Here is a 16,267-nt window from a genome sequence, read left to right as displayed (position 1 = left end):
TTTTGAGTATTTATTTACCCCTCTAGTTGTTTAGTTTTGACGTGATTAGCAAATAATAAAGAGTTTGCTTTTTAATATAGGTTTATAACTAACTAATTAAACTAATGAAAAATAAGAAAATCAATGTCTTGGAATTAGCCATAATTTTGATTGTGGTATTTTGTTCTTTGATGCTTATTTATTTAATAGGCGAACTATAATTTATATGGTTCACTTAATCCGTTTACCGTTGCTGTAGAATAAGATTTCCCTAAGGGGTCTGGATATATTGATCTCCATGACCCTACTATCAATACTGAAAAATAAGAATAAAAATATAAGGAGTTATAATTATGTTTTTAATATTGATGTTGGACATTATATAAATCTCTTAATGATAATTAAGTCAGGACAGAACAGGACAATCAATAAATATTAATAGATTAATTTTAATTTTTTGAATTTATAAAGAGAATATTATTTTAAATTAAATCAATAATTTTTGTAGCTATTACTATGTATAAAAGTCGTTTTTTATTAGGTCTGTTTAGTGTTGTTTGTGGTTTAAATCTCACTAATGCGCAGCAAAAAAATAACCAAGAAAAGCCAAACATTATATTTATCCTTACAGATGATCAGCGTTTCGATGCGATTGGTTATGCGGGTAATAAATATGTGGAAACTCCAGAAATGGATAATTTGGCAAAATCTGGAACATATTTTAAAACAGCCATTGTTACAACACCTATTTGTGCAGCAAGTAGAGCTAGCATATTAACAGGATTGCACGAACGATCACATAACTTTAATTTTCAAACAGGGAATATTCGAGGAGAATATATGGAAAGCTCGTATCCTACACTTCTTAAAAATAATGGGTATTATACTGGTTTTTATGGTAAATATGGTGTTCGATATAATGATTTAGATAAGCAATTTGATGAATATGAATCTTATGACCGAAATAACAAGTATAAAGATAAAAGAGGCTACTATTATAAAACAATCGATAAAGATACAGTTCATTTAACGCGTTACACGGGCCATCGGGCATTGGAGTTTATTGATAAGAATGCAACTAATAATAAGCCATTTTGTTTGTCGTTAAGTTTTAGCGCACCACATGCCCATGATGGTGCTATAGATCAATATTTCTGGCAAAATACTACCGATAAGCTTTTACAAGACACTACAATTCCTGGTCCTGAACTTGCTGATGATAAATATTTTGAAGCCCAGCCTAAAGCTGTTAGAGATGGTTTTAATAGGTTACGTTGGACATGGCGTTACGATTCTCCCGAAAAGTATCAGCACAGTCTAAAAGGATATTACAGAATGATTTCTGGAATAGATTTGGAAATCAAGAAAATTAGAGAAAAACTAAAAGAAAAAGGTTTAGATAAGAATACGGTAATCATCGTAATGGGAGACAATGGTTACTTTTTAGGGGAGCGTCAATTAGCAGGTAAATGGTTAATGTACGATAACTCTATTCGGGTGCCATTAATAGTTTTCGATCCTCGTGTAAACAAACATCAAGATATTAACGATATGGTGTTGAATATTGATGTACCCTATACTATTGCAGATATAGCAGGGGTAGAAGCCCCTAAATCTTGGCAAGGTAAAAGTTTAATGCCTATTGTAAAACAAGAAAGAAATACAATTGAAAGAGATACCATTCTTATAGAGCATATATGGGATTTTGACAAAATTCCTCCAAGTGAAGGTGTTCGTACTGAAGAGTGGAAATACTTTCGTTATGTGAATGACAAAACTATAGAGGAACTTTATAACCTCAAGAAAGACCCACAGGAGATAAATAATTTAATAGGAAAGAAAAAATACCAAAAAGTAGCCCATAAGCTTCGCGAAAAACTAGAGGAGTTAATTAAAAAGAATAGCAATGAATTTAGAGCAGCTCCAACCGATTTAACAGTCGAGCTAATAAGAGAGCCGGAAACCGAAGTTAAAGTTTTCGATTTAAATCCAGAACTTGGATGGGCGGTACCATTAGGTTCCAAATTTCAATCTGCTTATCAAATATTAGTAGCATCTAAGGAAGCCACTGTTAATGATAATAATGGTGATGTTTGGGATAGCGGTCAAGTACGTTCAACAAAATCTACTAATGTAGAATACCAAGGAAAACCATTAAAAGTAGGAGAAACTTATTATTGGAAAGTTCGAATTTGGGATGAGGAAAACCGTTTAGTTGATTATTCAAAAGCTCAGAAATTTACTATAGGTGAAAGTGATAGTTATATTATTTCTACCGAAAACAAGTTCGTTATCGATAAAATTAAACCAGCAACATTTGAAAAGAGAGGGGCTTTTTATTTTATAGACTTTGGTAAAGCTGCTTTTGCAACAATGGATTTTAAATATGTAGCAAAAACACCACATACCTTAACTGTTAGAGTCGGAGAAATGATAGATAACCAGGGCAACGTTAACCGTACACCTCCTGCAAAAAGTAATATTCGTTATCAAGAGTTGAAAATTAATGTAAAACCAGGTCAAACCAACTATAGAATTCCTGTTCAAACAGACGAAAGAAACACAAGAGCCAACAAAGCCATTCCCTTGCCTGATGGGTTTCCTCCATTGGTGCCATTTAGGTATGTGGAAATTGAAGGGGCTCAATCCGAAATAGAAGCAAATGATGTTGACCAATTAGCGTTTCATACGTATTGGGATGAAAAAGCTAGTAGTTTTAATAGTAACAATGATATTTTAAATCAAGTATGGGATCTAAGTAAGTATTCTATAAAAGCAACTACGTTTAACGGACTATATGTTGATGGAGATAGAGAGCGTATTCCGTACGAAGCAGATGCTTATCTTAATCAGTTAAGTCATTACACAACCGACAGAGAATATGCTATGGCAAGAAGAACCATAGAATATTTTATGAAACACCCAACATGGCCAACCGAGTGGCAACAACATGTCGCTTTGTTGATTTATGCAGATTATATGTATACGGGTAATACCGAATTAATAGAACGCTACTACGAGTCGTTAAAGCATAAATCGCTTTATGAATTGTCAAATAATGACGGTTTAATTACCTCTACAAAGGTAGACGCAGAGTTTATGCGTAAACTCGGTTTTGAAGAGGGGTACAAAAAGCCACTTACAGATATTGTAGATTGGCCACCCGCTAATTTTAACGGAAGCAAAACAAAAGGAGAACTCGATGGATTTGTATTTAAACCTTACAGTACGGTAATAAATTCGTTCTTCTACGAGAATATGAAAATCATGTCAGAATTTGCAAAAATACTTGGTAAAACTCAAGAAGTTCTCGATTTCGAATTAAGGGCTTCAAAAGCTAAAAAGGCAGTTAACGAGCAAATGTTTGATAAAGAACGTGGTATTTATGTTGATGGGATAGGTACAGACCACGCATCTTTACATGCTAATATGATGCCTTTGGCATTTGGCTTGGTACCCGAAGAATATTATGAATCGGTTGTTAATTTTGTAAAGTCTCGGGGTATGGCCTGCAGTGTATATGGTGCACAATTTTTAATGGATGGCTTATATAACGCAGGCGAAGAGGATTATGCGCTCGATTTATTGGCCAGTACTGCCGAAAGGAGTTGGTACAACATGATTCGTATTGGATCTACAATTACTTTAGAAGCCTGGGACAATAAGTATAAAAATAATTTAGATTGGAATCATGCTTGGGGTGCAGTGCCTGCAAATGTTATTCCAAGAGGGTTGTGGGGTATCAAACCTAAAACTCCAGGATTTGGAATAGCTACAATAAAACCGCAAATGAGTACGCTAAAAACAAGTGAAATTACAGTACCAACGGTTCGTGGTGCTATAAAAGCTAAGTACACCCATATTAGTTCCCGATTGCAATCTTACGAAATTGAAATACCGGGGAATATGGTAGCTGAGTTTTCTTTAGGTGATATAGAGGGAAAAGATTTAATCCATAATGGAGAGAAGGTGGCTTCTGCTTTTGATGCTGTTCAATTATCTCCTGGTAAGCATACCATTCAATTAAAAATCAATTCGTTTTAATTGAAGTGAAGCGTATAGAAATTAAATAAAATGAGCGATTACAACAGTTTTATTGTGATAAAATAGCAATAGAATAGTCTTTCAATTTCATGGAAAACAAAAAAATTAATTGGGGAATTATTGGTTGTGGAGATGTAACCGAAGTTAAAAGCGGACCTGCTTTTCAGAAGGTCAAAAACTCCTGTTTAATAGGTGTTATGAGACGACAAGAAGCCAAAGTTATTGATTTTGCTAAACGTCATGGTGTTGCTTATTGGACTACGAATGCAACTGAATTGATAGAAAATAAAGAGGTAAATGCGGTTTACGTGGCTACACCGCCTTCATCCCATTTAAAATATGCACTTCAAGCTATTAAAGCAGGAAAACATGTGTATTTAGAAAAACCAATGGTCCTTAATACACATGAAGCAGAAGTGCTTTTAAGTGCTGTAAAAAAAAATATAGCCAAAGTTACTGTAGCGCATTACCGTCGCGAATTGCCTGTTTTTAAAAAGGTGAAAACATTATTGGATAGTAATAGTATCGGCAAAGTGGCTTCAGTAAAAATAGTAATTAAACAAAAAGATAATACGAGCTTAATAGCTAAGACTGAAGACAATTGGAGATTGAACCAAGAAATTTCTGGAGGTGGATATTTTCATGATATTGCACCTCATCAAATCGACTTAATGTGTCATTATTTTGGAGAGGTTGAAATCATTAAAAAGGGATTCCAGGACGTAGCGCAATATTCGAAGCAAAATGTAGCTGGCGAGATGATATTTAAAAATGGGGTAAAGTTCACTGGCCTCTGGAATTTCAACGCGTCCGAAGATATGGATAGCTGTATTATTCATGGAGAAAAAGGGCGTATAGTATTTTCTTTTTATAACGATACGATAAGCCTATCGGTTTGTGGAAAGACCGAAATTTATAAATATGACACACCCGAACATGTGCAACAACCTATGATTGATAAAACCGTGCACTATTTTTTAAGTAATAGTCTTAATCCGTGTTCTGTATGCGAGGCTGCCGTTGTAACCCAAATCATGGATGTGTTTTGTGGAATTAAATGAATTATAATTTTTAATAGAAAAATAAACGATTTAAGCTAAAATGAAGAAATTACTATTTACATTTTTAATAACAACGGGTACTATACTTTTTTCTTGTCAAAAAAGTGAAGCACAATCAAAAGATTATAAAGATGCTCGTTTATCTGTAGAAGAACGTGTAGAGGCTTTATTGCCCAACCTTTCTTTAGAAGAAAAAGTATCTCAAATGCGTATATTTCATGCAAACATTGGGGTAGAAGCAGATGAAAAGGGAAGCTTGAAATTATCTGATAGAGTAGTAAAAAAACTAAAATTAGGTATAGCAGGAATAAAAAATCCAGCAGAACATATGGATGCTCTTGCTGCTGCAAAATTTAATAATGAACTTCAAAAATACATTATAGAGCATAACCGTTGGGGAATTCCAGCGTTATTTGTTACCGAATCTTATAATGGTGTGGATGCCGAAGGGTGTACAAAATTTGGTCGTCCCATTGCATCAGCGGCGTCATTTAATCCGGAATTGGTGAATCGTATTTGGGATGTGGTAGGAAAAGAAGCTCGTTTACGTGGGATGCATATGTGCCATTCTCCTGAAGCCGATTTGGTTAGAGATCCGCGTTTTGGACGGATGAGTGAGGCCTTTGGAGAAGATACTTATTTAACAACCCAAATGGTTACTAATGCCATAAAAGGGGTTCAAGGGGATTATGAAGGTTTAGGTAAAGGTACACATATTGGTGCTGTGGCTAAGCATTTTGCAGGATATGGACAGGTGTTAGGTGGTACTAATTTTGCTGCCATTGAAATATCGGATAGAACATTAATAGATGAAATATATCCACCTTTTGAAGCCGCAGTTAAAGATGCTAAATCTTTAGGTATTATGGCATCACACGGCGATCTAAATGGTATTGCGAGTCATGGAAATCCTCAATTATTAACGGGGACACTTCGCGATGATTGGGGGTTTAAGGGTTACGTTGTCTCTGATGCTAATGATATTGGACGTTTACATTATTTTATGAAAGTTGCTGAAACACCTGAAGCAGCTGCACAAATGGGATTAGAAGCTGGTGTAGATATAGATTTGTATGCGGAAGATGCTTATGCTTTACTTCCTGAAATGGTAAAGAAAAATCCTGAAATTGAAAAATTAATAGATAGATCGGTAAGACGTGTTTTAAGAACTAAATTTATATTAGGATTGTTTGATAACCCATATATCGATATTGCAGAAGTTGAAAAAGGAGTGCGTGCACAATCATCGTTAGAATTAGCAAAGGAGTCCGATTTAGAATCTATTATTTTACTTAAAAACGAAAATAATACGCTTCCGTTAAATAAAAATAAAAAAACTAAAATAGCGCTTTTAGGGCCATTGGTTAAAGAGAATACAACAGAAATGTTTAAATCTGTTGTTGGTAAGAATATTCAATTTGTATCAGAAAAAGGATTTCATTTAACGGATGAAAAAGGAGGGAATCCTAAGTTATTAGATAAAGATCCAAAAGCCATAGCTAAGATGGTTGAAATAGCTAAAAATTCAGATTTAACTATCTTATTTTTAGGAGGTGATGAGTTTACTTCAAAAGAAGCTTTTTTTACAAACGCTATTGGAGATCGAGCAACTATTGATCCCGTTGGTGCTCAAGATGAACTTATAGAAAAAATAAAAGCTATAGGAAAACCTGTAATTGTGGTTTTAAAACACCGTAGAACACTCTCTATTAATACCATTTCGGAGCAAGCTGATGCTATTTTAGACACCTGGGATTTAAGTGAGTTTGGAGATCAATCAACAGCTAAAATCATTTTTGGAGAGGTGTCACCTTCTGGTAAATTACCTGTTACGGTTCCCCGATCTATTGGTCAATTACCTTTTCATTATAGTATGAAAGAAATCAATTATAAAAAAGGGTACTTATTTATGGAAGATGGTCCCATATATCCCTTTGGTTATGGTTTAAGTTATGTTAATTTTGAGTATTCGAATATTAATATTTCTAATTCAGAAATCACTCCTGATTCTGTAATTGAAGTTAGTATAAAAGTTACAAATACAGGGGCTATCAAGGCTAAAGAAGTGGTTCAAATGTATATAAAAGATGAAATAGGCTCGGTAACTAGACCCGATAAAGAGTTGAAGGGGTTTGATAAAATTGAACTCAATCCAGGAGAAAGCCAAACCGTAAGTTTTAAAATTACACCTAAAATGTTGAAATTTACTGGACTTAACATGGAAAAAATATTAGAGGCAGGAAGTTATACTGTAAAAGTAGGTTCATCATCAGAAAATTATTTAGAAACAACATTTAAACTAAAAAAATAAAAATGAAAAAATTGGTATTAAAGTTACTGGCAGTATATACGTTAATTGGTTGTGCAGTGCCTCACAAGGCAGTTGCACAAATGGCGTTAGATAATTCTGAGATTGAAGCATCAATGATTAAAGCCTTAGAGTGGCAAGAAGCACACCCTATTTTTGCTATCGCTCCTACAGATTGGACGGCAGGGGCCTATTATACCGGAGTGGCTCGAGCACATAAAACCACCAAGGATATGATGTATATGGCTGCTTTAAAAAATCAAGCGTATAATAACGATTGGCAAACGTATAATAGATTATACCACGCCGATGATGTGGCTATATCGTACAGTTATCTCTATGTTGGAATGAACGATAATCGACCAGGTTTTGTAAACTTAGAACCTACTCAGAAATTCTTAGATGCACATTTATTTGAAGATAATATATGGAAATCGGGTAAAGATAAAACCACTAGTGGTAAAACTATTTTATGGTGGTGGTGCGATGCTTTATTTATGGCGCCGCCCGTATTAAATTTATATGCAAAGCATACTAATCAGCCTAAGTATTTAGATGAGATGCATAAATTTTATATGGAAACCTACAATCAATTATTCGATAAGGAAGAGCGCTTATTTGCAAGAGATATGCGTTATGTTTGGAAGGGCAATAATAAAGATGAGAAAGAACCAAACGGAAAGAAAATATTTTGGTCTAGAGGAAATGGCTGGGTATTAGGAGGTTTAGCACTACTTTTAGACGACATGCCTAAGGAATACAAACACCGACCATTTTATGAAAATCTTTTTAAAGTAATGGCGTCAAGAATTTTGGAACTGCAACCAGAAGATGGTTTATGGCGTACTAGTTTATTATGTCCTGAAGCTTATGACCACGGCGAAGTAAGCGGTAGTGGCTTCTATACATTTGCTTTAGCATGGGGTGTAAATAATGGAATATTGGATAAGGCGAAATACCAACCAGCTGTAAAAAAAGCATGGCAAGCATTAAAGAAATGTCAACACAGCGATGGTAGAGTAGGTTGGGTTCAAAATATTGGAGCTTCTCCTGAGCCTGCGTCTGCAGATAGCTGGCAAAATTTTGGTACCGGAGCATTTTTAATGGCAGGAAGCGAAGTTCTGAAATTAAAATAAACTAAATATTCTTTGGTATTCATAATATACTTGGTAGCCTGAAAATAATTTGGGGATACCTAAAGTATAATATTATAACAGAAAACTGATAAGTATAAAATTAATCGTAATAATAAAATAGATGAATTTTCCTAGATTAAAGTTTTTTAAGAATTTAATGTTTTTATTTATTGTAATACTTTCTATAAGTTGCCAGAATAAAAATAAAAAGGATAAACCATCAACTATTTTAGACCAACAGAAACGCCCCAATATCTTATGGTTAGTTACTGAAGATATGGGGGCGTATATTCCGCCTTTTGGAGATTCAACAGTAGTAACACCACATTTAAGTCGATTAGCAAATGAAGGTGTGATTTATCCCAATTTGTATTCAACTTCTGGGGTTTGTGCTCCAAGTCGGGCGGCAATAGCTACGGGAATGTATCCGTCAAGTATAGGGGCAAACCATATGCGAACCAATAGCTACACAAAAGAAAGAGGGCTTCCTGCCTACGAGGCCGTACCGCCTTCTGATGTAAAAATAATTAGTGAATGGTTACGTATGGAAGGCTATTATTGTACTAATAATTATAAAACAGATTATCAATTTAATGCCCCAGCCACGGCATGGGATGAAAGCAGTGTTTATGCCCATTGGAGAAACAGAGCAGATAATCAACCGTTTTTTGCCGTTTTTAATTTTACAGAAACACATGAGTCGGGGTTGTTCGAGCCATACGGATTTAGAGAAATTGAAACCCGTCTATATCACGCAGGAGATAGAAATTACAATTGGAAAAACAAGAATGCTTCTCATGCGAAAAATAGAATGGCAGAGGCGGAAACACCAAAGCACCTTCCGTTGGATACAGAATTTAATATCCCTCCGTATTTACCAGATACAGATGTTGTGAAACGAGATATGTGGAAGGTTTACAACAATATTGCCGAAATGGATAGCCAAGTAGGTGCGGTATTAAAACAATTGGAGGATGATGGCTTATTGGAAAACACCATTATCTTTTTTTATGGGGACCACGGTGGCCCATTACCTAGAGAAAAGCGACTTATTTATGATTCGGGATTAAACACTCCCATGATTATTCGTTTTCCGAAAAAGAAGCGTGCAGGAACAAAAGATGATCAATTGATAAGTTTTGTAGATTTTGCCCCAACGTTATTGGCGCTTATAGGAGAGAAACCAAAACCATACATGCAAGGACAACCCTTTTTAAATGCTTATAATACAGAAAAACGAGAATATATACATGCAGCTGCCGATCGTTTTGATGCAGAAACAGATGTGATAAGAGCTGTGAGAGACCAACGTTTTAAATATATTAGAAATTATAGGCCAGAACAAGGGTATTATTTGCCAATAGCATATAGAGAGCGAATTCCAACCATGCAAGAATTATTGAGGTTGAAAACAGAGGGTAAACTTAATGATATTCAAAAACAGTGGTTCAGGGAAAGAAAACCCAAAGAAGAACTGTTTGATTGTGAAACAGATCCTTTTGAGTTAAACAATTTGGCGGATAACCCTAATTATCAAAATAAACTTAGCGAATTAAGTAACGAAATGGACAGGTGGTTAAAAACGATTGGTGACAATCCTTATTTGCCAGAAGTAGAGCTGATTAATAAGCTATGGAATGAAAATAAAACACAACCAAAAACATCCGACCCCATTATTTCTAATGAAAATGGAAAAGTAAAAATAACATGTGAAACCGTTGGAGCCTCCATTGGATATAGAATAATAAATGAAGGAGATAATACAACACAGTCATGGGACATATACCAAACTCCATTTTCAATTGCTCCTGATGTAAAATTGGAATGTTTTGCACATCGTATTGGTTTTGAGCCAAGCAAAACTATTCGTATTTCGGCATCAAATAAGCTTTAGGTTCTTAGTAATAATAAATGTTTATAACTTAAAATCATTAGTTTACCGAACATAAAGATAGGTTTGTCTTTCATAGTGTTTTTTTATGAAAAGCCTGTTTTGGGGATATTATAGCACGCTTGTATTCTATTCATTAGAGAGCTGTTTATTCAATTATAAAATAATAATAATAGGAGCTTTTTTAAAAGTGGGCTTGCTAAGCAGCTTAAGTAAACTCTATCTCAAATTAGCATATTCAAGAGGTTCTAAAAACTAAAAATAGTACTAGGTAATATAGAAATAAATAAAGTTTAATGATAGATAAAAAAATAAGCAGGTTGTCAAAAACGATAATAATATTGTTTTTGCTTTCTCCATTAATTTCTATTAAGGCGCAAGCACAAATTGTTTTGGAAACAGATTTTACAAATCCTACAAATGTGAAACAAGAAATGCGCTATCATTTAAACGTTTTCAACAGGATTACGCCTTTAAATGGGGTTAAGGTTTCAAAAGCCAACGGTAATTCTAAGATTTGTATAGTAAGGCCGCTTGGAGGTATTGCTAGTAAAGGAAAGGCTGATATAACCAAGGATTCTTATAAGTGGGATGCTAATTCTAAAAAATTCTATACAGATTTTACCTTGTTAAAAAAGCAGATAGATGGTGTTTTTAATCAAGGGTTAGGTATTCATCAAATTGTATTAGATAATCCATCTTGGGCATTTCAACGTAATGAAAAGGGAGAGCTAATTAGGGACTCTTTAAAAATTTCTACCTACGGAAACGCAGAACCTCCTAGAGACTATAAGGCTTGGGGCAATTATTTAAAAGATGTTATGGCGTTTCTTGTGGAGACTTATGGTGAAGAGAGGATGCTGAAAACACAGTTTGATATAGGTCGTGAAATAGGAACTCCAACTCATTGGTCTGGCACCAAAGCGCAGTTTTTTGAGTTTTATAAAGTATCAATTACAGCTATTAGGGAAGTGCTTCCTAAGGCAAAAGTAGGTACGCATTTCCTTTGGGGCTCTTCTAATAAAGCCTGGGGAATCGATTTTGTAAAATGGAGTAAAGCGAATAAGGTGCATTATGATTTTGTTGGTGTTTCTTTTTATCCCTTTTACGATAAACCAAACCGTACTAATTTTAAAGAAGTGTATGCTAAAGATTTTGCAGTTATTAAAGATATCCCAGAATGGGATGAAAAGGCAAAACTCGAGATGCATGAATATGCTTTAATTAAAAGCTTGAGCAAGGCAGGGAACTCCTTTGTAAATGCATCAGAAGCGCATCAAAATTCATTTATAGTTGGGCTTATGAAAATGTTTTACGAAAACAATATGCAAAATGTTTTTCAATGGGGGCAAGGAACAAAGCATGAGCTAGCCGATAAAGCCCTTTTTGAGATGCAAGGAAATATCTATTATAAGTCTAAAAAGAAAGGAGCAGAATTATCCAAAACTAGTTATGTTGATGCTATATTTTCTAAAGATGTTTCAAAGCGTAAATATAACATCTTGGCGTATAATTACAATGCTAATCCTAAAGCAGCAGCTTCAGCGCATTTAAAAATAAGTGCAAAAATTAATATTCCGCCGGGTACAAAAGTAAAGGTAAGATCTGCAGTTTATAATGTAAAAGAAGATCTCTCTCCATGGTCTAAATGGCGTGAAATAACTACCAATGGAAATGAGAAAAACAAATCTAATATTTCTTTTGAAGCGGAGCTACCCGTATTTTCTTTTTTGAAATATGAAGTTATACTCTCGGATTCATATTAAAAACCTTGTATCGATTGGTTTCGATACTTAATTTTTCAATTGAAACTAAAGTACTAATTACATTAATTTAATTTAACTGGACCAAGTAATGAAGTGTAAAATTTTATATATCCTTATTGCTATTTCTTTCTTTTGTTGTGAACCTCCAAATAACGAAAATCGAAATATTGAAAACACATTAAGTTTGCAAGAGTTAAGTGATCAATTTAAATCGCCTTCAAAGCAATATCGACCAGAAACGTGGTTTCATCTTAATGGAAACAATATAAGTAAGGAAGGATTAACTTTAGACTTAGAAGCGATTAAGGAAGCTGGTTTGCAAGGCATTCATTTGTTTAATAAAGCTGGTCGCCCTTATCCAAATGTAGAGCCTGTTAAAATTTTATCTCCAGAATGGGAAGATATGATTCGGCATGCGGCCGACGAATGTCAACGTCTTGGATTAAAATTTACCATGCAAAATTGTCCAGGTTGGTCTATGACGGGGGGACCGTGGGTACCGGTAGAAGAGGCGCAGCGTGAAATTGTAGAAACGGTTTACAGAGTATCTGGAGGTAAAATATTTAGGGGGATTCTAGAAATTGATTCATTATATAAAACTCTAGATTACAATTATAAAGACATTCAGGTGCTCGCTTTTCCAACGCCGGAAGGAGACGATTTAGCACCTTTAAATCCTTCAGAAATTAAAACCAATAATACTTTAATTCCATGGAGTGATATTTTTAATCCCAATTCGAAAATTAGTGTTACTCGTACAGCGACACATTTGGATAAACTTTTAAATACCTATAAGTCTCAAGGGATTTCAAAAGTAAATGATGGCCATACTTGGGTTGAAACTAAGTTTAGTAAGGCTGTTACATTACGTGCTATTACTTTTCCGCAACCACGACATATTATAATGGGAAAAGAATACCCTAGGGTTGATGTCTCAATTAAAGTTGAAGCATTTATAAATAACATATTTACGGAAATAATAACCCTGAAATTACCTGATGCAAATTGGAATGATAGGCGGAAATTTCTAACGCTAGCCATTCCTGAAACCACGTCTAATACGTTTAAATTTACGTTTAAAGGCAAACATGCTATTTCACCAGAATTTATTCACTTAAACTCAAGTCCAAAATTGCATAACCATGAAGCCAAAGCGGCAAAGGTATTAAGACGCCTTGAAAAAGAGGTGCAATTTCAGTATTCTGAGAATACCATGGTTAAAAAAAACACCATCTTGAATTTAACGGATAAAATGGATCGAGATGGGAAATTGAATTGGAATGCTCCTGAAGGTAATTGGACGGTTGTACGTTTTGGTCATATCAATATGCGCCTTACTAATAAACCGGCAGTACCTGAAGCGACTGGTTGGGAGTCCAGTAAATTAGATAAAATAACGATTGAAAATCATTTACGAAAAGGAATGATTGGTAATTTAATTAAAGCAGGCGGACCAATTGGAGATGGTAAATTACACGGGTTATTAATAGATAGTTGGGAAAGCCATGTACCTACTTGGACCGTAAATTCTGAAGATATGTTTAAGGAATTTGAAAACCGTAGAGGCTATAGTATGGAACTATATTTGCCAGCTACTATGGGATATGTTGTTGATAGTCCTGAGGTAACCACCAAGTTTTTAAGAGATTTACGCCAAACTATGGATGACGTTTTTGTAGATAATTTTTTTAAACATTTTGCAACCGTAGCTCACGATATGGGAGCCGAAGTATATACCGAAGGTGCAGGAGGAGAAGTGTTGCCCATTGACCCTATGAGGTATTATGGAGTAAGTGATATTCCTATGACTGAATTTTGGTATCCGAAAGCGCCATCTGCCCAAAACGAGTATGCAAAACCTATTCTTTCCGCGGCATCTGCAGTACACTTGTACAACAAAACTGTTTTGGCTGCAGAAGCATGTACGCAGGTGGGCGTAAAATGGAATGAACATCCTTTTTCAGTAAAATATTTAATAGATTATAATTTTACCAAAGGGGTAAATCATTTGGTGTTTCATACGTTTTCGCATACCCCACAAACTAATGTATATCCTGGCTCGAGCTTTGGTGGTAATATTGGTTTCCCTTTGGTTCGTGAGCAAACATGGTGGAAATACATGTCTGATTGGACCGATTATTTAGCTAGAAATCAATTTGTTTTACAGCAAGGCGAATACGTAGCAGATGTGTTATGGTATTATGGGGATCATTTTGAACGCCCACCTTTCGATTTAGATTATTTTCCTAAGGGGTATCGGTTTGATTATTTAAATGAAGAAATTTTACAAAACAACCTTAATGTTATAAATGGTAAAATCCATGTTGAAAATGGAGGAGATTACCGAATTATCAAACTAAGAGACTCTCAAGATATGCTATTATCTACAGCGCAAAAATTAAAAGAATTGGTACAGGAAGGCGCTGTAATTCTAGGAGATAAACCCATAGATTCGCCGAGTTTGATGGATGATGAGAAGGATTTAGAAAGGCTTAAATCTATAGCAGATGAGCTCTGGGGGACAACCAAAAGTGGTTTAAAACAAGTAGGTAAAGGCCGAGTGTATTGGGGGAAAACATTGGATGAGGTATTAAAAGAAGAACAAATAGTACAAGATGTTATTGTTCCAGAAGGTTTGGACATCAATTGGATTCATAGAGAAACCCAAGATGCGCACATATACTTTGTAGCATCAAAAGAGGAAGTTCCCGTTGATGTGTCATTAAGTTTTAGGCTTAATAATGTAAGCCCTCAAATATGGAATGCATTTACGGGAGAGCAACAGGGTGCTAAAATATGGAGTAGCTCTAAAAATCGAACCAATGTTGTACTGTCATTACCGTCAAGCGGAAGTGCTGTAGTGGTATTTTCAAAAGAAGATAAAAAACCTTTAGCTTCAAAGGTAACCTATAACAATCAGGTGCTCTTAAATTCTAAAATGGGCTGGTATCATATTAACGGTTCTACTGATTTTCCTAAATTAACTTGGAAAGATGATACACTTATAGCTTCAACATCGGGGTCCTATGTTTTTCATAACAAGAATAATAACTTAACTAAGGTTATTAATGTTGATGAAGTATCGCTTCAAAATGATTGGAAATTGAATTTTGATATAGGTTGGGACACTTCAGAATCTATACAAATTCTAGAATTAAAATCCTTATCAGAACTGGAAGATGAGGCTATAAGGCATTATTCAGGAACAATAACCTATTCAAAAATAATTAACCTGAAAGAAACAGGGAAGCACACCATGTTAGATTTGGGAAAGGTTGCTAACATTGCAGAGTTATGGTGTAATGGTGAAAAAATAGGAGTTAAATGGGCTCCTCCATTTGAGTTTGATGTGACTAATAGTGTTAAAAAAGGCGATAATTTAATTGAGGTTAAAGTAACTAATACTTGGAGAAATCAACTTATTTTCGATAATACCCGCCCAGAGGGAAACAAAAAAACATGGACAACAAGTCCGCCAAGAAAAGCAGAGAAACAATTGGAGGAAACAGGTTTAATAGGACCAGTAGTTATAAGGAGTATCAGGTAATTTTATTCCGGTAGTAGGAGTTTTTTTTATTCCTGTCCAAATTTAGTTTTAAGTCACTAGTTAACAGTGAGAGAACCCATATAGGGCAGGATAGATATGTGGTGTCGTTATTAGATATTTATGTGCAAATGAACTAACTAAACTTTTTCATATGATAAAAAAACGACACTTAAACATCTCATTTTTATTGCTTTTTGTTTGTATTGCAGTACGGGTAGCTTTAAAAACATAAATTAAATTAACAAAGCTAGAAATATGTTTTTTTTTTGAAAAAGTACTTTTAACACCAATTAAATCTTAATTGTTTAATTGGTGTTAGCTATGTGTGTTTTATGTAATCCTACCTAAAATGTGAAATGAGATTTCAATCTTTTCTTTACACATTCGCTAATTTTTATATGGGAGATGCATGTGTTTAAACCACTCTAAGGTTATAAGTTTCATATAAAACAAACTAAACCTTCAAGTCCTGAGGTTTTAGCTGGATATATAGAATTTTCATGGTAGGCCCTTAGCCGACCAATAGCAACTAAGA

At 34.6% G+C, this 16,267-nt stretch carries 7 protein-coding genes; all 7 read left to right on the top strand.

Annotated elements, in window-relative coordinates:
* The first annotated feature begins 495 nt into the window (after nucleotides 1-495).
* Entirely contained in the window at nucleotides 496-4,023 is a 3,528-nt protein-coding gene (locus DFQ06_RS05095; protein ID WP_133966418.1) for a sulfatase-like hydrolase/transferase, read from the top strand.
* Nucleotides 4,024-4,112: 89 nt separating this feature from the next.
* Nucleotides 4,113-5,084, top strand: a complete 972-nt coding sequence (locus DFQ06_RS05090; protein ID WP_133966416.1) for a Gfo/Idh/MocA family protein — start codon at nucleotides 4,113-4,115, stop codon at nucleotides 5,082-5,084.
* 40 nt (nucleotides 5,085-5,124) lie between these two features.
* Nucleotides 5,125-7,395: a glycoside hydrolase family 3 N-terminal domain-containing protein gene (locus tag DFQ06_RS05085; protein WP_133966414.1), complete on the top strand. Its 2,271-nt coding sequence runs from the start codon at nucleotides 5,125-5,127 to the stop codon at nucleotides 7,393-7,395.
* 2 nt (nucleotides 7,396-7,397) lie between these two features.
* Entirely contained in the window at nucleotides 7,398-8,528 is a 1,131-nt protein-coding gene (locus DFQ06_RS05080) for a glycoside hydrolase family 88/105 protein (RefSeq protein ID WP_133966412.1), read from the top strand.
* A 121-nt stretch (nucleotides 8,529-8,649) separates the two neighbouring features.
* Complete coding sequence (locus tag DFQ06_RS05075; protein WP_133966411.1) at nucleotides 8,650-10,422, top strand: sulfatase family protein; 1,773 nt, start codon at nucleotides 8,650-8,652, stop codon at nucleotides 10,420-10,422.
* Between the two features lie 293 nt (nucleotides 10,423-10,715).
* Nucleotides 10,716-12,185, top strand: coding sequence for an alpha-1,4-L-rhamnosidase (locus DFQ06_RS05070; RefSeq protein ID WP_133966409.1), 1,470 nt, complete (start codon nucleotides 10,716-10,718; stop codon nucleotides 12,183-12,185).
* 88 nt (nucleotides 12,186-12,273) lie between these two features.
* Nucleotides 12,274-15,732 (top strand): glycosyl hydrolase, encoded by a 3,459-nt coding sequence (locus DFQ06_RS05065; protein ID WP_133966407.1) that lies wholly within the window; start codon nucleotides 12,274-12,276, stop codon nucleotides 15,730-15,732.
* Nucleotides 15,733-16,267 lie beyond the last annotated feature (535 nt).

The sequence above is a fragment of the Algibacter lectus genome, assembly GCF_004368925.1.
Classification (GTDB): Bacteria; Bacteroidota; Bacteroidia; order Flavobacteriales; family Flavobacteriaceae; genus Algibacter; species Algibacter lectus.
This window is presented reverse-complemented; position numbering and strand designations above follow the sequence as displayed.

Coding starts and splice junctions, on each gene's coding strand:
- DFQ06_RS05095 (WP_133966418.1), top strand. CDS start 496: ATGTATAAAAGTCGTTTTTTATTAGGTCTGTTTAGTGTTGTTTGTGGT.
- DFQ06_RS05090 (WP_133966416.1), top strand. CDS start 4,113: ATGGAAAACAAAAAAATTAATTGGGGAATTATTGGTTGTGGAGATGTA.
- DFQ06_RS05085 (WP_133966414.1), top strand. CDS start 5,125: ATGAAGAAATTACTATTTACATTTTTAATAACAACGGGTACTATACTT.
- DFQ06_RS05080 (WP_133966412.1), top strand. CDS start 7,398: ATGAAAAAATTGGTATTAAAGTTACTGGCAGTATATACGTTAATTGGT.
- DFQ06_RS05075 (WP_133966411.1), top strand. CDS start 8,650: ATGAATTTTCCTAGATTAAAGTTTTTTAAGAATTTAATGTTTTTATTT.
- DFQ06_RS05070 (WP_133966409.1), top strand. CDS start 10,716: ATGATAGATAAAAAAATAAGCAGGTTGTCAAAAACGATAATAATATTG.
- DFQ06_RS05065 (WP_133966407.1), top strand. CDS start 12,274: ATGAAGTGTAAAATTTTATATATCCTTATTGCTATTTCTTTCTTTTGT.